The following is a 16,636-nucleotide window of genomic DNA, read 5'->3' as shown; positions in this document are numbered from 1 at the left end:
GCTTACTCAGGGAGCCGCGGCGTCCAGTCGATGGGCTTTTTGCCGTGCTCTTCCAGCCACGCATTCGCCTTAACGAAATGCCCGCAGCCAAAAAAGCCGCGGTGTGCTGAAAGCGGTGACGGATGCGGCGCCTGAAGTACGTGATGACGTTGCCTGTCGATGATACTGCCCTTTTTCTGCGCGTGTGAACCCCACAGCAAAAAGACAACGCCCTCCCGATGTTCATTAATCAATGCGATCACCCGGTCGGTAAAGGCTTCCCAGCCTAAGCGCGCGTGAGAATGCGCCTGACCCGCCTCCACCGTCAGTACGGTATTGAGCAGCAATACGCCCTGACGCGCCCAGCTTTCCAGATAACCGTGATTTGGCCGGACGAAACCGGGGATCTCTGCTTCCAGCTCTTTATACATATTCATTAACGAGGGCGGTATAGCAACGCCGGGACGTACGGAAAAAGAGAGGCCATGTGCCTGATTGGGGCCGTGATAAGGATCCTGCCCGAGGATCACAACGTTAACATCGCTGAGTTCGGTAAAGCGAAAAGCGTTAAACACATCCTTCTGCGGTGGATAAACCACTTTGCCTGCCGCGCGCTCGTTAGCGACGACGGTCAGGGTTTCGGTGAAATAAGGTTTATTTTTTTCCTCTGCCAGCACGTCGTGCCAGGTCAGCGCATTGGCCATTTTTGCCTCCTTTAAGTATTGGGAGTAGCTTAACGTGCACGGCAATAAAGGCAAAATTAAAAATTATTTGAATATTTACAAAAAAATATGAAAAAGAGAGTGGGTTAAATTTGATATAAATCATAAAGTTGAGCGCAATGGCCGTTTTGGTCAGTGGCATTTTTTGATGTGAATCAAGGTGCGCAGGGGCGCGGGCTGATATACAACACACATTGCGGAAAAAAATTACCCGTTAACCCGTGCTGATATGCTCAGCCTGCACTGCCTGGGAGGCAATTTATGATTACCGGAATTCAGATCACTAAAGCAAGCAACAACGCGCTGTTAAATTCATTCTGGCTGCTGGACGACGAAAAAAACGAAGCGCGTTGCGTTTGCGCCAAAGCAGAGTATAGCGAAGATCAGATTGTTGCCGTCACCGATCTGGGCGACATCGAATACCGCGAAGTGCCGCTGGAGGTTAAACCTGAGGTGCGCGTTGAGGGCGGTCAACATCTCAACGTAAACGTGTTGCGTCGTGAAACGCTGGAAGATGCGGTTAAAAACCCTGAAAAATATCCGCAGCTCACCATTCGCGTTTCAGGTTATGCCGTACGTTTCAACTCGCTGACGCCTGAGCAACAGCGCGACGTAATTGCACGCACCTTCACTGAAAGCCTGTAAGCGTCACTTTAAGGCGATTGCGCCGCTTTCTGCATTGAAAACCGCATTTGTTTGCGTCACTGCCATAAAAAAACCGCTCAAATCGAGCGGTTTTTTATTGTGGCGCGTATTTATTCATCGCCGTCGGTTTTCAGCGCCGCGCTGGGTTTACGGCGTTTGCCGATATTTTTCGTATCGCGATGGCGTTGTTTAACGCGTGGCCTGGTTGCTTCGCTCTCTTTTTTCTCTTTACGCTTCGCCAGCACTTTTTTGGACGGCTTACCATTCAGCTTTTCATTAGGCGGACGGGTGACCGGCTTCATTTCGTCAATGGTGCGCGCCTTCAACGGCTCCTGAATGTAGCGGCTGATTTTGCCCAGCAACAGATGATCGTGCGCTTCTACCAGCGAAATCGCCGTGCCTTTTTTACCGGCCCTTGCGGTGCGGCCAATACGGTGCAGATAGATATCCGTGGTGCGGGGCAGATCGAAGTTGAAAACGTGGCTGACGTCGTCAATATCAATGCCGCGAGCCGCGATGTCCGTGGCCACCAGCACGTTGACGCGGCCGTCGACAACGCGTTTGATCGCTTCGTTCCGCTTAAACTGCTCAAGTTCGCCTTCCAGATAGCTGGTATTGATGCCTGCGTCACGCAGCCAGCCGCACAGTTCATGAACGCGTTCGCGCTTACGCACAAACACCACAGAGCGGGTCACTTCAGGCTGCCGGAGCAGATGAATCAGCATGGCGGTTTTGTGCTTAATATCATCAGCGCGATAGTACCACTGCTGAATTTTCTTGCGCTCGCTGCGCGCCGGATCGGATTCAATCTCCACTGGTTCATTAAGCAGCCGCTCGGAGAAATCTTTAATCGCTTCACCTTCCAGCGTGGCGGAAAACAGCAGGGTTTGCTTACGCCAGCGGGTTTCACCGGAAATGGTTTCAATATCCTGCGCGAAACCCATATCCAGCATGCGGTCGGCTTCATCAAGGATCAGCGTCTCAACCGCGCGGCAGTCGAAGTTCTCTTCTTTGATGTATTGCAGCAGACGACCGGTGGTAGCCACCACGATGTCCTGGTTTTCACTGAACACTTCAGCATGGTTCATATACGCCACGCCGCCGGTGATGGTCGCAATGTCCAGATGCGTGTGCTTTGCCAGTTCACGCGCGTGATCCGCCACCTGCATCGCCAGCTCGCGCGTGGGCGTCAGAATGAGAATACGCGGCGGGCCTGATTTCTTTCTGGGAAAATCAAGAAGATGCTGAAGAGCGGGCAGCAGATAGGCCGCCGTTTTGCCTGTACCGGTTGGTGCCGAACCCAGAACGTCACGACCCTCCAGCGCAGGCGGAATCGCAGCAGACTGGATAGCGGTCGGGCGCTTGAACCCCTTCTCGCTCAGGGCTTCCAGCAGGCTTTCATCAAGTTCGAGTTCGGAAAAAGTGGTTACAGTCATGGTCTACCTCAGTTTGGGGCGCTGATTATAGACAGATTGAACACGATCTTCATCTGTTTGTGTGGCCTTTATGACTTTTCCTTGCGCTGACTTTGTCCTATGCTGGCGGCGTTTCTTTTTCGGATCGATCAAATGTCTCAACAGAAAGCGGTTTTACGTGCCAACGGCTTTACCTTCAAGCAGTTTTTTGTCGCGCACGATCGCTGTGCGATGAAAGTGGGGACGGATGGCGTGCTGCTCGGTGCCTGGGCACCGGTCGCCGGCGCCCGGCGCGCGCTGGACATTGGCAGCGGCAGCGGTTTGATCGCGCTGATGCTGGCGCAGCGAACCGCTCAGGACGTCACGATTGATGCCGTTGAGCTTGACGCTGACGCCGCTGCGCAGGCGCAGGAAAATGTTCAGGCCTCGCCGTGGGCGAACCGAATCCATATCTGGCAGGACGATATCCTGCACTGGTCGCAGCGCTGCGAGCAGCGTTACAGCCTTATCGTCAGCAATCCGCCTTATTTCTCGCCCGGCTCCGAATGCGCCAGTGCTGCCCGCGCCTCGGCGCGCCACACCACGGATTTGACGCACGATATGCTGCTGACCTGCGCGGAAACGCTGATCACTGAAGACGGCTTTTTCTGCGTTATTCTGCCAGCGGAGGCGGGCAATGCGCTGGCGGCGCTGGCGCAGTCGCGCGGCTGGCATTTGCGTTCGCGTACTGATATTTCAGACAACGAGACGCGCCCGCCGAACCGCGTGCTGCTGGCGCTCTCTCCGGCGCCGGGCGAGCAGTTTCTCGACAGGATGACCATTCGCGGCCCCGACCAGCGCTATTCTGATGCACATTGCAGCCTGACGCGGGATTTTTATCTGTTCCGCTGATCAGGGCGACAGAATGGTCGGCGCGGCGACGTCGAGCGGCTCGGGGTAGTCCAGCGTGAAGTGCAGCCCACGACTCTCCTTACGCGCCATTGCGCAGCGAACAATCAGTTCGGCCACCTGTACCAGATTGCGCAGCTCGAGCAGGTTATTGGAGATACGAAACTGCGCGTAGTACTCATCGATTTCCTGTTGCAGCATCCGGATACGGCGCAGCGCGCGCTCAAGGCGTCGCGTGGTGCGCACGATGCCGACGTAATCCCACATAAACAGGCGCAGTTCGTGCCAGTTATGCTGAATAACCACCCGTTCGTCCGAGTCATCCACCCGGCTCTCATCCCATTGCGGCAAGGTTGCAACCAGATCGGCGGCGTGCAAATGCTCCCTGATATCTTCCGCCGCCGACCAGCCATACACCAGACACTCCAGCAGCGAGTTTGATGCCAGACGATTCGCGCCGTGCAGGCCCGTATAGCTGACTTCGCCAATGGCATAAAGGCCGTTAAGGTCGGTTCGCCCGTGGTGATCGACCATCACGCCACCGCAGGTATAGTGCGCAGCGGGCACAATGGGAATGGGCTCTTTCGTCAGGTCGAAGCCCAGCGTTTGCAGCTTTTCGTCGATCATGGGGAAGTGAGCACGAATAAACTCAGCGGGCTGATGGCTGATATCCAGATACATGCACGCCGCGCCAAGGCGCTTCATTTCATGATCGATCGCGCGCGCCACAATATCGCGCGGCGCCAGTTCTGCGCGCGGGTCGAAATCAGGCATAAAGCGCGTGCCGTCGGGGCGCCTGAGCACCGCGCCTTCGCCACGCAGCGCTTCGGTCAGCAGGAAGTTTTTCGCTTCAGGGTGAAACAGACAGGTGGGATGGAACTGATTGAACTCCATGTTGGCAACGCGGCAGCCCGCGCGCCACGCCATCGCGATGCCGTCGCCGGACGCCACGTCAGGATTGGTGCTGTATTGATACACTCTGGCCGCGCCGCCGGTCGCCAGTACCACGGCGCGCGCGCGGCAGGTTTCCACGCGCTCTGAGTTGCGATTCCAGATATATGCACCGACCACGCGACGTTCGCCTGGCAGATTTATCCGGTCAGAAACGATCAAATCGACAGCGTTGCTGCGCTCAATGAGCCGAATATTCGGATGGGCCATCGCCTGGCTTACCAGCGTGTTTTCCACCGCGCGCCCGGTAGCGTCAGCGCAGTGCAGGATACGGCGGTGACTGTGGCCACCTTCGCGCGTTAAATGGTAGCGTTCATCCGGCTTGTCCCTGTCAAACATCATGCCTTTATCGATCAGCCACTGAACGCAGTGCCGCGCGTTGCTGGCGATAAAAGCGACCGCTTCGCGATCGCAAAGACCACCGCCGGCAATCAGCGTATCGTCAACGTGCGACTCAATACTGTCGGTTTCATCGAAAACGGCGGCGATGCCGCCCTGCGCATAAAAGGTTGAGCCTTCACTGAGCGGTCCTTTGCTCAATACGGTGACCTGGTTTGCGTCGGCCAACCGCAGCGCAAGAGAAAGACCCGCCGCGCCGCTGCCAATGATAAGGACATCGCATGAATAATCAGGAGTAGAGATCATGATGTTTAATTTACTAAACAAGGGGTCTGCCGAGCTTAGCACTCCTGTAGGTAATGCAACATGCTTTTTTTCATTCTGTTGCTACTGACTCGCGGATCTGCGCGCGGTTCGTCGCCATAAGGCGATCGGCAAAAAGACACAGCAAAACAGAAAGCGTTTACTATGGCGAACTGTCACGAAATGCCATGATTTAAAGATGAAAAAGCATGCTTCATGGGGTACTCTGCGGCGTGGCGGGGCTGGTTACAGAAAAAGTAACGAAGAAAGTGTAGTGGCTGTTCGACCAGACAGAAAGTAAAAAAACCATCGCTGGTCGTACGTTTTCTGCCCTCCATCATAAATATAATGGCGTAATGGAACTTTACTCATGGCGATTAATCAAAGCGAAAGCTTGTTCGAAAAGTATGAATTTTTGCGAGTCGTTCAGGAACGCATGGCACAGAGTTTGGGGAGACATTACCTCGGATGAGCGAGCAGATAACGGATCAGGTTCTCGTTGAACGAGTGCAGAAGGGAGATCAGAAAGCATTCAATTTACTGGTAATTCGCTACCAGCATAAAGTGGCGAGTCTGGTTTCCCGCTATGTGCCTTCAGGAGACGTGCCTGACGTGGCGCAGGAAACCTTTATTAAAGCGTATCGCGCGCTGGAATCGTTTCGCGGCGACAGCGCCTTTTATACCTGGCTTTACCGGATAGCCGTGAACACGGCGAAAAATTATCTGGTGGCTCAGGGGCGCCGTCCGCCTTCCAGCGACGTTGATGCCATTGACGCAGAAAACTTTGAAAGCGCAGGCGCGCTGAAAGAAATTTCGAACCCTGAGAACTTAATGTTGTCAGAAGAGTTGCGACAAACCGTTTTTCGTACCATCGAAACGCTTCCCGACGATTTAAGAATGGCTATCACGTTGCGGGAGCTGGATGGTCTAAGCTATGAAGAAATAGCCGCCATTATGGAGTGTCCCGTCGGTACAGTCCGCTCCCGAATATTTCGGGCGCGCGAGGCTATCGACAGTAAAATCCAACCGCTGATCCAACGCTAGTTACGGCGGATACACGAAGGGTACTGAGGCATGCAGAAAGAACAACTTTCCGCTTTAATGGATGGAGAAACTTCGAACGCTGAAGTTTTAACCGCACTGTCTGAAGATGCATCGCTCCAGAGGGAGTGGGAGAGCTATCATCTCATTCGCGATACGCTGCGTGGAGATGTGGGGCAGCACGTTCATTTTGATATCGCTGCGCGCGTCGCCTCTGCAATTGCAAACGAGCCGGTAAGAAATATCGCTCCGCTGATACCGGAAGCGCAGCCCGAACCTGAGCAGTATCGGCATATGCCTTTCTGGCATAAAGCGCGTCCCTGGGCGGCGCAGATCGTCCAGGTCGGCGTGGCAGCCTGCGTATCACTGGCTGTTATTGTCGGCGTGCAGCACTACAACCAGCCGGAAGGCGCTCAGGTCGAATCGGATTCGCCGGTATTCAACACGCTGCCGATGATGGGCCAGGCCTCGCCGGTAAGTCTCGGCGTGCCGTCTGAAAGCGCGACTAACAACAACGCGACGCAGCAGGTGCAGGATCAGCGTCGCCGGGTCAATGCCATGTTGCAGGACTATGAGTTGCAACGTCGTCTGCACGCGGACAGGCTCCAGTTAGAGCAAAATCCTGCGCAGCAGGCGGCCGTTCAGGTTCCGGGTAATCAGTCGTTAGGAATTCAGCAGCAGTAATGAAGCAAATCTGGTACGCCGTCAGCCTTATGGCTGGCAGCCTGATATACTCCAGCGTCGCCCCGGCGGAAACCACCTCCGGGGCGCTCTTGCAACAGATGGAGCAGGCCAGCCAGTCCCTCAACTATGAACTCGCCTATATCAACGTTTCCAGGCTTGGCATTGAGTCTCTGCGTTACCGCCATGCGGTGCTGAACGAGAAAGTCTATGCGCAGCTGCTGCAAATGGACGGGCCGCGCCGTGAAATTATTCAGCGTGGCAAAGAGGTGAGCTATTTCGAACCGGGCCTTGAGCCGTTCACCCTCGCGGGCGACCACATCGTCGATGCGCTGCCTTCGCTGGTCTACGCTGACTTTCAGCAGATTTCCGCAGACTATGATTTTGTACCGGTTGGGCGCGCGCGCATTGCCGATCAAATGTGTGAAGTCATACGTATTGTGGCGCGAGACGGCACCCGCTACAGTTACATTGTCTGGCTGGACAGCGACACCCGTCTGCCGCTGCGCATTGACCTGCTCGACCGCGACGGCGACACGCTGGAACAGTTTCGCGTGGTGAGTTTTGCCGTCGATGAAGGCGTCCGCAACATGATGCAGGGGCTGGAAAAAGCGGAGCTGCCGCCGTCGCTCTCCGTGCCGGTGAGTGAAAACGCGACCTTTGACTGGCGGCCAGGCTGGCTCCCGGCAGGTATGAAAGAGATCACGCAAAGCCGCAGACAGATCCCGTCGCTGAACAAACCGGTAGAGTCACGCCTCTATTCCGATGGTATGTTCAGCTTCTCCGTTAACGTCAGCGCAGCGGATAAAAACAGCGCCGCGCAGCTCCTGCGCACAGGACGCCGTACCGTACAGACGGAAGTGCGCAATAACAGAGAGATTACGGTGGTGGGTGAGCTGCCGCCGTCAACCGCTAAACGTATCGCTGAAAGCGTTAATACAGGAGCCGCGCGATGATGAGAGAATGGGCCACGGTCGTTGCGTGGCAGGACGGCGTCGCCACGCTGCATTCAGAAATGAAAACGTCATGCAGCAGCTGTTCGGCCCGCAAGGGATGCGGCAGCCACATGCTGAATAAGCTGGGCCCGAAGAACGCGCACGTGATGAAGGTGGCGAGCGCTGAACCGCTCAAGGTCGGTCAGCGTATCGAGCTTGGTATCGCAGAAAAAAGCCTGCTCAGTTCCGCGCTGTTAGTCTATATGACGCCGCTGCTGGGATTGTTTCTTCTTGCCGGCCTGTTTCAGATGCTGTTTCACAGCGATCTGGCGGCGGCGGCGGGCGCACTGCTCGGCGGCGTCGGCGGCTTCATCATCGCGAAGGGGCTTTCCAGCTATCTGGGTAAAAGCGCCGCGTATCAGCCGGTAATTTTAAGCGTTGCACTTCCACCTGACGCGTTGCGCGTCGAGAGCGATGCCTGAAACGCGCCGCGACGGCGCACGTTTCCCTGCAAAATGCGCTATTTTTACCGCAAAACCAGCCCGATCCCCTCGTACAGTTTTTTTCCGCGGATTATTGCCCGCCTGCGATGATTCCACCACCCTGATATGTAGTGTAGAATGCACTTTTTCGGGCAAAGCGCTGCCTGTAATATCACGCTCCGTCGGCGCCAGCCGGTATGGTTCCAGCATTTGTAAGGCAGAAAAACCTCTATAATGAAGCACATAAGAAACTTTTCTATCATCGCTCACATCGACCACGGCAAATCAACGCTTTCCGACCGCCTGATCCAGATTTGCGGCGGGCTGACTGAACGTGAGATGGCTGCGCAGGTTCTGGACTCCATGGATCTTGAACGTGAGCGCGGCATTACCATTAAAGCGCAAAGCGTTACGCTCGATTACCACGCGCAAGACGGTGAAACTTACCAGCTCAATTTTATCGACACGCCCGGCCACGTCGACTTCTCCTATGAGGTCTCCCGTTCGCTTGCGGCCTGTGAAGGCGCGCTGCTGGTGGTTGACGCCGGGCAGGGCGTTGAGGCGCAAACGCTGGCCAACTGCTACACCGCCATGGAAATGGATCTGGAAGTTGTACCGGTTCTGAACAAAATCGATTTGCCTGCCGCCGATCCCGATCGCGTTTCGCAGGAAATTGAAGACATTGTGGGTATTGACGCCACCGACGCCGTGCGCTGTTCCGCGAAAACCGGCGTGGGCGTGCCGGAGGTGCTGGAGCGCCTGGTGCGCGATATCCCTGCGCCGGAAGGCGATCCTGACGGCCCCTTACAGGCGCTGATCATTGACTCATGGTTTGATAACTACCTTGGCGTGGTTTCGCTGATCCGTATTAAAAACGGCAGCCTGCGCAAAGGCGAAAAAGTGAAGGTGATGAGCACCGGCCAGGTATATAACGCCGACCGTCTGGGCATTTTCACCCCGAAACGCGTCGATCGCGACGTGCTGAAGTGCGGCGAAGTAGGCTGGCTGGTTTGTGCGATCAAAGACATTCTTGGCGCGCCGGTTGGCGATACGCTAACGCTTTCGCGCAATCCTGCCGAAAAATCGCTGCCGGGCTTTAAAAAAGTGAAGCCGCAGGTTTACGCCGGCCTCTTCCCGATCAGCTCAGATGACTATGAAGGCTTTCGCGACGCGCTGGGCAAACTGAGCCTCAACGACGCCTCGCTGTTTTACGAGCCGGAAAGCTCGACGGCGCTGGGCTTCGGTTTCCGCTGCGGCTTCCTTGGTCTGCTGCATATGGAGATCATTCAGGAGCGTCTGGAGCGTGAGTACGATCTCGATCTGATCACCACGGCGCCCACCGTTGTTTATGAAGTGCTGACTACCGCAGGTGAAACGGTCTATGTTGACAGCCCGTCCAAGCTGCCAGCACTGAACAATATTGAAGAACTGCGCGAACCTGTCGCCGAGTGTCATATGCTGCTGCCGCAGGAGTACCTCGGCAACGTCATCACGCTCTGCATCGAAAAGCGCGGCGTGCAGACCAACATGGTTTATCACGGCAACCAGGTTGCGCTGACTTATGAAATCCCGATGGCCGAAGTGGTGCTGGACTTCTTTGACCGCCTGAAATCAACGTCGCGCGGATACGCCTCGCTGGATTACAACTTCAAGCGTTTCCAGGCGTCCGATATGGTGCGCGTGGACGTGCTGATTAACGGCGAACGCGTTGATGCACTGGCGCTGATCACCCATCGCGATAATGCGCCTTACCGCGGTCGCGATCTGGTTGAAAAGATGAAGGAGCTTATTCCTCGTCAGCAGTTTGATATCGCGATTCAGGCCGCTATCGGCAACCACATCATTGCCCGTTCAACCGTGAAACAGCTGCGTAAAAACGTGCTGGCGAAGTGCTACGGCGGCGACGTCAGCCGTAAGAAAAAGCTGTTACAGAAACAGAAAGAGGGTAAGAAACGCATGAAACAGGTCGGTAACGTCGAGCTGCCTCAGGAGGCGTTCCTTGCCATTCTCCACGTCGGTAAAGACAGTAAATAAGGGCCGCGGGCTTCGAGGGAACTGGAATGGCTAATATGTTCGCCCTGATTTTGGCGATTGCAACGTTGGTAACCGGAATCATCTGGTGTATTGACCGCTACAAATGGGCGCCGGCCCGCCGTGCCGCCGCTGCGGCCGCCGAGGCGGATGCAGGAGCAAACGGGCAGAAGGTTGTGGCGAAACAGCCGGGCTGGATCGAAACCGCCGCGTCGGTGTTTCCGGTGCTGCTGCTGGTATTCGTGGTGCGCTCTTTTATCTACGAACCGTTTCAAATCCCGTCCGGTTCGATGATGCCAACCCTGCTGATTGGCGATTTCATTCTGGTTGAGAAGTTTGCCTACGGAATCAAAGATCCGATTACCCAAACGACGCTGATCCCGACCGGCCATCCAAAGCGTGGCGACATCGCGGTATTTAAATACCCGAAAGATCCCAGCATGGATTACATTAAGCGCGTAATCGGTCTGCCGGGTGACCGCGTCAGCTACGATCCCAACAGCAAAACGGTGACGATCAACCCTGCCTGCGCGGAGAGCCAGCACTGTGAAAAAGCGCTGCCGATCGCCTATTCTGACGTGCAGCCGGGCGACTTCATTCAAACCTTCAGCGGCTTTGACGGCAATGAAGTGGGCAACGGTTTTTATCAGGTGCCGAAAGAGCAATCAATGCGTGGCGGGCTGCGGCTGGCGGCGCGTAGCGAAACGCTGGACAAGGTGACGCATAATATTCTGCTGGTGACCCAGGCGCAGAGCCAGGCAAGCTCTTACTATCAGCAGCCGGGTCAGCCGCAGTCGTCATGGGTAGTGCCGGAAGGCATGTACTTTATGATGGGCGACAACCGCGATAACAGCGCGGACAGCCGTTACTGGGGTTTTGTACCTGAACGGAATCTGGTCGGTAAAGCCACTGCTATCTGGATGAGCTTTGAGAAGCAGGAAGGCGAGTGGCCTACCGGCGTCCGTCTGAGCCGTATTGGCGGTATTCATTAACGTCGTCCTGCGGGCGGCGTGATAAAGGGGGTGGCTTCTGACCGGAAGCCACTGCACACGAAACAGTTTCGTGTTGGTTCGTCCAGCCCTGTTCCGTGTGCAGATTTTTGACGCATTCAGACACTGGTAACACATGAATCCCATCGTAATTAACAGGCTTCAGCGCAAGCTGGGCTACACTTTTACTCATCAGGAACTGTTACAGCAAGCGCTTACTCACCGCAGCGCGAGCAGCAAGCACAATGAGCGGCTTGAGTTCCTTGGTGATTCGATTCTCAGCTATGTGATTGCCAACGCGCTCTATCACCGCTTTCCGCGCGTTGATGAAGGCGATATGAGCCGCATGCGCGCCACGCTGGTACGCGGCAATACGCTGGCGGAGATGGCGCGTGAGTTTGACCTCGGCGAATGTCTTCGCCTGGGGCCGGGCGAGCTGAAAAGCGGCGGCTATCGTCGTGAGTCGATCCTGGCCGATACCGTTGAGGCGCTGATTGGCGGCGTATTTCTCGACAGTGACATTCAGACGGTCGAAAAGCTGATCCTCTACTGGTACACCAGTCGTCTGGATCAGATCAGTCCCGGCGATAAGCAGAAAGATCCAAAAACGCGTTTGCAGGAGTATTTGCAGGGTCGCCATCTGCCGCTGCCATCTTATCTGGTAGTGCAGGTGCGGGGCGAAGCGCACGATCAGGAATTTACCATTCACTGCCAGGTGAGCGGCATGACTGAACCGGTTGTAGGAACCGGCTCCAGCCGTCGCAAAGCTGAGCAGGCAGCGGCCGAACAGGCGCTGATCAAGTTAGGACTCGAATGAGCGAACAAACTACCCGATGCGGCTTTATTGCGATTGTAGGCCGTCCGAACGTCGGAAAATCCACCTTACTGAACCAGCTTCTGGGGCAGAAAGTTTCTATTACCTCGCGCAAGCCGCAAACCACGCGCCACCGCATCATGGGTATTCATACCGAAGGTGCGTATCAGGCTATCTACGTGGACACGCCAGGCCTGCACATCGAAGAGAAAAGGGCGATCAATCGCCTGATGAACCGTGCGGCGAGCAGCTCAATCGGTGATGTTGAGCTGGTTGTTTTCGTTGTGGAAGGCACCCGCTGGACGGCCGACGACGAAATGGTGCTGAATAAGCTGAAAGACGGCAAAGTGCCGGTGCTGCTGGCGATCAATAAAGTCGATAACATCACTGACAAAAGTATTCTGCTGCCGCATCTGCAATTCCTCAGCCAGCAGATGAATTTTATGGACATAGTGCCGATCTCCGCCGAAAGCGGGAAAAACGTCGATACCATTGCCAGCATTGCGCGTAAATGCCTGCCGGAAGCCGAACACCATTTTCCGGAAGACTACATTACCGATCGCTCCCAGCGCTTTATGGCGTCAGAGATCATTCGTGAAAAGCTGATGCGTTTCCTTGGCGCGGAGCTGCCTTACTCGGTGACCGTTGAAATTGAGCAGTTCGTTACCAACGAACGCGGCGGTTACGATATTCATGGCCTGATCCTTGTGGAACGCGAAGGTCAGAAAAAGATGGTCATTGGCAATAAAGGCGCCAAAATTAAAACCATCGGTATCGAAGCGCGTAAGGACATGGAAGAGATGTTTGAGGCGAAGGTTCACCTGGAGCTTTGGGTGAAAGTGAAGTCTGGCTGGGCGGACGACGAACGGGCGTTGCGCAGTCTGGGCTACATAGACGACCTCTGATCCGATGGAAGGCTGGCAGCGCGCATTTGTCCTGCATGGACGTCCGTGGAGCGAAACCAGCCTTATGCTCGATCTTTTTTCGGAGAACTACGGTCGTATACGCGTGGTTGCCAAAGGCGCGCGGGCCAAACGCTCCAGCCTGAAAGGCGCGCTTCAGCCCTTTACGCCGCTGCTGGTGCGCTGGGGCGGCCGTGGTGAAGTTAAAACGCTGCGCGGCGCGGAGCCAATCTCGCTGGCGCTGCCTCTCTCTGGTATGACTCTCTACTGCGGTCTGTACGTGAATGAACTGCTGTCACGGGTGCTGGAGCAGGAAACCGCCTTTACCGAACTCTTCTACGATTACCTTCACTGTCTTCAGGCGCTGGCCTCTGCCAGCGGCTCCCCGGAGCCTGCCCTGCGCCGCTTCGAGCTGGCAATGCTCGGCCATCTTGGTTACGGCATTGATTTCCTGCACTGCGCGGGCAGCGGAGAAGAAGTCACGGACGCGATGACCTATACGTACCGCGAAGAGAGAGGATTTATCGCCAGCCTGGTAATGGGCAACAAAACCTTTACCGGCCGCGAGCTGCGGGCGCTCAGTGAGCGTAGCTTTCCCGATCGGGACACGCTGCGCGCTGCCAAACGTTTCACGCGGATGGCGCTGCGGCCCTATCTGGGCGGCAAGCCGCTTAAAAGTCAGGAGCTATTTCGTCAGTTCACACCAAAAAAACGCGACATCACGCCGCCCGACACGCAATAGCAAAACGGGTGTCTTGGCAGATGTCCGGCACAGGATATAATACGCAATCACGCATTTTCCGGGGAACGTCATGGCTGAACTTCTTTTAGGTGTCAACATCGATCACATCGCCACCGTACGCAACGCGCGCGGCACGCATTATCCCGATCCGGTTCAGGCGGCTTTTGTTGCCGAGCAGGCTGGCGCGGACGGCATTACCGTTCATTTACGCGAAGACCGCCGCCATATTACCGATCGTGACGTGCGCATTCTGCGGCAGACCATTCAGACGCGTATGAACCTGGAAATGGCGGTAACGGATGAAATGGTGGATATCGCCTGCGAGCTCAAACCGCATTTCTGCTGTCTGGTGCCGGAAAAACGCGAAGAGGTGACCACGGAAGGCGGGCTGGACGTGGCCGGTCAGGTCGAAAAAATCAGCCTGGCGGTTTCACGCCTGAAAGAAGCCGGTATTACTGTTTCACTGTTTATCGATGCCGATCATCAGCAGATCGACGCGGCGCTGGCGACCGGCGCGCCTTACATAGAAATACATACCGGCGCCTACGCCGACGCGGAAGAGGGCCGGGCGCGTGACGCTGAGTTCAGGCGGATCAAAGATGCGGCCGCCTGGGCGCACAGCAAAGGGCTGAAGGTTAACGCCGGGCACGGCCTGACCTACCACAACGTGCAGCCCATCGCTGCGCTGCCGCAAATGCACGAACTCAATATCGGCCACGCCATTATCGGGCGCGCGGTGATGAGCGGGCTGGCAGAGGCGGTAAAAGAAATGAAAGATCTGATGCGGGAAGCGCGCCGCTGATGGCGATTCTGGGACTGGGAACGGATATTGTGGAGATCGCCCGTATCGAAGGGGTGATCGCCCGCTCAGGCCAGCGTCTGGCACAGCGCGTACTGAGTGAAAACGAATGGCGACAGTACCAGGCGCATCGGCAGCCGGTGCGCTTCCTTGCCAAACGATTTGCGGTAAAGGAGGCGGCGGCCAAGGCATTTGGCACCGGCATTCGTGGTGGTTTAGCGTTTAATCAGTTTGAAGTGTACAACGATGAGCTGGGAAAGCCGGGCCTGCGCTTCTTCGACCATGCGGCGGAGGTGGCAAAAAAACTGGGTGTGGCGCACGTGCACGTTACGCTGGCCGACGAACGCAACTATGCCTGCGCGACGGTGATCATCGAAAGCTGAGGCTACGACGCGGCAAGCACCACAAACTTTTCCCACAGCTCATCACGGCTCTCCGGACGTGAAGGATCGGTGATGATGGTGTGATCGATCGGGCAGACCTGCTGGCAGGTCGGCGAATCGTAATGACCGACGCACTCCGTGCAGCGATCGGCATCGATTTGATAGATGTCGTCGCCCATAAAGATCGCCTCGTTCGGGCACTCCGGCTCGCACATATCGCAGTTAATACAGCGTTTTGTAATTAATAAAGCCATTTTAATCAATTATCATCAGAACAATTAAGATCGGCGCGTTGCGCGGATTTTAACACAGACCCTCGCTGCTCCCAATGTCTTGTTGACCGCCTTATAAGAGATATTCCCTGATGTGCGTAAATAAACTGGCAAACTTCTTTGTGCGCCTTCTCTATTTATTGAAACAACGTATCCCAGGCGATCAATACGGCAGCCTGATGAATTACCTGTCGCAATATGCCTTGCGGAAAAGTGTTGATTCAGCGGAAGGCTGTTTAACGAGGTGTCGTAAGTTTATGAAAACGGATTAATGCCAGGGATCTGTTTCGGCGCGCACATTCTGATGATTTTCAACCGCAGCAAGCCGTGTGGATCAATATTATCAACGTCAATAGTCAAATTATAATGCAGTGACGCAGTAAAAACCGCCGACGGCCGGGGAGTTTAAAGGCAGCAAGCTGCCATCGGCGCTTAATGTATACAGACCACCTAAACCAACTTTTTTACCAACGCTTCGCTGTGACGAATATGGCTTGAGGCGCGTTCAGGATCGCGCTGCACCAGCGCCATAAACAGCAGATCGGTAAGCGCCAGCTGGGCGCTGGTCGAAGAGATCGCCGCGCTGCGCGTGGTCTGCTCTTCTGCGACCGTATACAGACAGTGGGTGGCGCACTGTTGCAGCGTATTCGGCGTAAAACCAGTAAAGGCCAGCACGTTGGCACCTGCGCGCTGCGCTTCCTGCGCGGCAAGATTGATTTCGCGGCGCTCGCCGGTATAGGAGATGGCCAGCAGCAGATCGCCCACGTCCAGCGCCTGAACGCTGGCCAGCAGCGCATGCATATCCTGTTCGGCAACGGCGCTCATGCCGATTTTCATCAGCTTCCACGAAAAATCCTTCGCCACCAGACCGGACGCGCCAATGCCGACCAGCACAATGCGACGGGCCTGCCGCAGCAGCCGCAGCGTCTCCATCAGCATCTCTTCGCTGTTAATATCCAGCGTGGCGCGAATAGCCGACAGCTTTTCCGTCAGCAGCTTCTCACCCACAATTTTTAGCGGATCGTCACTCAGAATGAGATTGTGAACGGTAATGGCATCTCTGTCCGCCAGCGATTCACTCAGGGCCAGCTTGAGCGCCGGAAAACCCTTATAGCCCAGTTTTTGCGCAAATTTCACCACGCTTGACTGGCTGACGCCCGTTTCTTCCGCCAGCTTTTGTGAACTGAGGTGCCGCGCGCGATCCGGCTGCGACAGCAGAAAGTCAGCCAGGCGACGCTCATTTAACGCCAGGGTAGGGTAGAGCTGACGAATACGCAGCAGTGAACTCATTGATTCATATCTCCTGATAGCGATGCCAACGGA

Annotated in this window: 18 protein-coding genes; 13 read left to right on the top strand and 5 right to left on the bottom strand. The window is 55.7% G+C overall.

The window, feature by feature from the left end; genetic code table 11:
• Positions 1 to 2 precede the first annotated feature (2 nt).
• Positions 3 to 683: a uracil-DNA glycosylase gene (ung, locus tag FA91_RS13365; RefSeq protein WP_034916432.1), complete on the bottom strand. Its 681-nt coding sequence runs from the start codon at positions 681 to 683 to the stop codon at positions 3 to 5.
• A gap of 279 nt (positions 684 to 962) precedes the next feature.
• Here ung and grcA point away from each other — a divergent pair, with 279 nt between their 5' ends.
• A complete protein-coding gene (gene grcA, locus FA91_RS13360) occupies positions 963 to 1,346 on the top strand; it encodes an autonomous glycyl radical cofactor GrcA (protein ID WP_034916431.1) in 384 nt (127 codons plus the stop codon).
• A gap of 110 nt (positions 1,347 to 1,456) precedes the next feature.
• Here the strand turns inward: grcA and srmB are convergent, their stop codons facing one another.
• Positions 1,457 to 2,782 (bottom strand): ATP-dependent RNA helicase SrmB, encoded by a 1,326-nt coding sequence (gene srmB / locus FA91_RS13355; RefSeq protein ID WP_034916429.1) that lies wholly within the window; start codon positions 2,780 to 2,782, stop codon positions 1,457 to 1,459.
• Between the two features lie 132 nt (positions 2,783 to 2,914).
• Here srmB and FA91_RS13350 point away from each other — a divergent pair, with 132 nt between their 5' ends.
• The gene (locus FA91_RS13350) at positions 2,915 to 3,652 is read left to right on the top strand and encodes a tRNA1(Val) (adenine(37)-N6)-methyltransferase (protein WP_034919312.1); all 738 of its coding nucleotides are present in this window, start codon (positions 2,915 to 2,917) and stop codon (positions 3,650 to 3,652) included.
• Here FA91_RS13350 and nadB read toward each other — a convergent pair whose 3' ends face one another.
• Complete coding sequence (gene nadB / locus FA91_RS13345) at positions 3,653 to 5,245, bottom strand: L-aspartate oxidase (RefSeq protein WP_034919309.1); 1,593 nt, start codon at positions 5,243 to 5,245, stop codon at positions 3,653 to 3,655.
• Positions 5,246 to 5,710: 465 nt separating this feature from the next.
• Between nadB and rpoE the strand changes: the two genes are divergently transcribed.
• From rpoE to acpS, 11 genes are all read left to right on the top strand, one after another.
• Positions 5,711 to 6,286: an RNA polymerase sigma factor RpoE gene (rpoE, locus tag FA91_RS13340; protein WP_034916427.1), complete on the top strand. Its 576-nt coding sequence runs from the start codon at positions 5,711 to 5,713 to the stop codon at positions 6,284 to 6,286.
• A 30-nt stretch (positions 6,287 to 6,316) separates the two neighbouring features.
• Positions 6,317 to 6,967, top strand: coding sequence for an anti-sigma-E factor RseA (gene rseA / locus FA91_RS13335; protein ID WP_034916425.1), 651 nt, complete (start codon positions 6,317 to 6,319; stop codon positions 6,965 to 6,967).
• Positions 6,967 to 7,920: a sigma-E factor regulatory protein RseB gene (rseB, locus tag FA91_RS13330; RefSeq protein ID WP_034916423.1), complete on the top strand. Its 954-nt coding sequence runs from the start codon at positions 6,967 to 6,969 to the stop codon at positions 7,918 to 7,920. Before rseA ends, rseB begins: the two co-directional genes overlap by 1 nt.
• Positions 7,917 to 8,381, top strand: a complete 465-nt coding sequence (gene rseC / locus FA91_RS13325) for a SoxR-reducing system protein RseC (protein ID WP_034916422.1) — start codon at positions 7,917 to 7,919, stop codon at positions 8,379 to 8,381. Before rseB ends, rseC begins: the two co-directional genes overlap by 4 nt.
• A 234-nt stretch (positions 8,382 to 8,615) precedes the next feature.
• Entirely contained in the window at positions 8,616 to 10,415 is a 1,800-nt protein-coding gene (gene lepA, locus FA91_RS13320) for a translation elongation factor 4 (RefSeq protein WP_034916421.1), read from the top strand.
• Between the two features lie 26 nt (positions 10,416 to 10,441).
• Positions 10,442 to 11,404, top strand: coding sequence for a signal peptidase I (gene lepB / locus FA91_RS13315; protein ID WP_034916419.1), 963 nt, complete (start codon positions 10,442 to 10,444; stop codon positions 11,402 to 11,404).
• 133 nt (positions 11,405 to 11,537) lie between these two features.
• A complete protein-coding gene (rnc, locus tag FA91_RS13310; protein ID WP_034916418.1) occupies positions 11,538 to 12,218 on the top strand; it encodes a ribonuclease III in 681 nt (226 codons plus the stop codon).
• On the top strand, positions 12,215 to 13,120 hold the full coding sequence (gene era, locus FA91_RS13305) for a GTPase Era (RefSeq protein WP_034916416.1): 906 nt from the start codon (positions 12,215 to 12,217) through the stop codon (positions 13,118 to 13,120). Before rnc ends, era begins: the two co-directional genes overlap by 4 nt.
• A gap of 4 nt (positions 13,121 to 13,124) precedes the next feature.
• On the top strand, positions 13,125 to 13,859 hold the full coding sequence (recO, locus tag FA91_RS13300) for a DNA repair protein RecO (protein WP_034916414.1): 735 nt from the start codon (positions 13,125 to 13,127) through the stop codon (positions 13,857 to 13,859).
• A 70-nt stretch (positions 13,860 to 13,929) separates the two neighbouring features.
• Positions 13,930 to 14,661 (top strand): pyridoxine 5'-phosphate synthase, encoded by a 732-nt coding sequence (gene pdxJ / locus FA91_RS13295; protein WP_034916412.1) that lies wholly within the window; start codon positions 13,930 to 13,932, stop codon positions 14,659 to 14,661.
• Positions 14,661 to 15,041 carry a holo-ACP synthase gene (gene acpS, locus FA91_RS13290; RefSeq protein ID WP_034916410.1) on the top strand — a complete coding sequence of 127 codons (381 nt, stop codon included), beginning with the start codon at positions 14,661 to 14,663 and terminating at the stop codon, positions 15,039 to 15,041. Before pdxJ ends, acpS begins: the two co-directional genes overlap by 1 nt.
• 2 nt (positions 15,042 to 15,043) lie before the next feature.
• Here the strand turns inward: acpS and FA91_RS13285 are convergent, their stop codons facing one another.
• Together FA91_RS13285 and FA91_RS13280 are read right to left on the bottom strand one after the other, a co-directional pair.
• A complete protein-coding gene (locus tag FA91_RS13285; protein WP_034919308.1) occupies positions 15,044 to 15,295 on the bottom strand; it encodes a YfhL family 4Fe-4S dicluster ferredoxin in 252 nt (83 codons plus the stop codon).
• A gap of 468 nt (positions 15,296 to 15,763) precedes the next feature.
• Entirely contained in the window at positions 15,764 to 16,603 is an 840-nt protein-coding gene (locus FA91_RS13280) for a MurR/RpiR family transcriptional regulator (RefSeq protein ID WP_034916408.1), read from the bottom strand.
• Positions 16,604 to 16,636 lie beyond the last annotated feature (33 nt).

Source organism: Erwinia sp. 9145 (assembly GCF_000745075.1).
In the GTDB taxonomy this organism is placed as follows: Bacteria; Pseudomonadota; Gammaproteobacteria; order Enterobacterales; family Enterobacteriaceae; genus Erwinia; species Erwinia oleae.
This window is presented reverse-complemented; position numbering and strand designations above follow the sequence as displayed.

Coding starts and splice junctions, on each gene's coding strand:
- srmB (WP_034916429.1), bottom strand. CDS start 2,782: ATGACTGTAACCACTTTTTCCGAACTCGAACTTGATGAAAGCCTGCTG.
- era (WP_034916416.1), top strand. CDS start 12,215: ATGAGCGAACAAACTACCCGATGCGGCTTTATTGCGATTGTAGGCCGT.
- pdxJ (WP_034916412.1), top strand. CDS start 13,930: ATGGCTGAACTTCTTTTAGGTGTCAACATCGATCACATCGCCACCGTA.
- recO (WP_034916414.1), top strand. CDS start 13,125: ATGGAAGGCTGGCAGCGCGCATTTGTCCTGCATGGACGTCCGTGGAGC.
- rseC (WP_034916422.1), top strand. CDS start 7,917: ATGATGAGAGAATGGGCCACGGTCGTTGCGTGGCAGGACGGCGTCGCC.
- acpS (WP_034916410.1), top strand. CDS start 14,661: ATGGCGATTCTGGGACTGGGAACGGATATTGTGGAGATCGCCCGTATC.
- FA91_RS13350 (WP_034919312.1), top strand. CDS start 2,915: ATGTCTCAACAGAAAGCGGTTTTACGTGCCAACGGCTTTACCTTCAAG.
- lepA (WP_034916421.1), top strand. CDS start 8,616: ATGAAGCACATAAGAAACTTTTCTATCATCGCTCACATCGACCACGGC.
- FA91_RS13285 (WP_034919308.1), bottom strand. CDS start 15,295: ATGGCTTTATTAATTACAAAACGCTGTATTAACTGCGATATGTGCGAG.
- FA91_RS13280 (WP_034916408.1), bottom strand. CDS start 16,603: ATGAGTTCACTGCTGCGTATTCGTCAGCTCTACCCTACCCTGGCGTTA.
- lepB (WP_034916419.1), top strand. CDS start 10,442: ATGGCTAATATGTTCGCCCTGATTTTGGCGATTGCAACGTTGGTAACC.
- rpoE (WP_034916427.1), top strand. CDS start 5,711: ATGAGCGAGCAGATAACGGATCAGGTTCTCGTTGAACGAGTGCAGAAG.
- nadB (WP_034919309.1), bottom strand. CDS start 5,245: ATGATCTCTACTCCTGATTATTCATGCGATGTCCTTATCATTGGCAGC.
- rseA (WP_034916425.1), top strand. CDS start 6,317: ATGCAGAAAGAACAACTTTCCGCTTTAATGGATGGAGAAACTTCGAAC.
- grcA (WP_034916431.1), top strand. CDS start 963: ATGATTACCGGAATTCAGATCACTAAAGCAAGCAACAACGCGCTGTTA.
- rnc (WP_034916418.1), top strand. CDS start 11,538: ATGAATCCCATCGTAATTAACAGGCTTCAGCGCAAGCTGGGCTACACT.
- ung (WP_034916432.1), bottom strand. CDS start 683: ATGGCCAATGCGCTGACCTGGCACGACGTGCTGGCAGAGGAAAAAAAT.
- rseB (WP_034916423.1), top strand. CDS start 6,967: ATGAAGCAAATCTGGTACGCCGTCAGCCTTATGGCTGGCAGCCTGATA.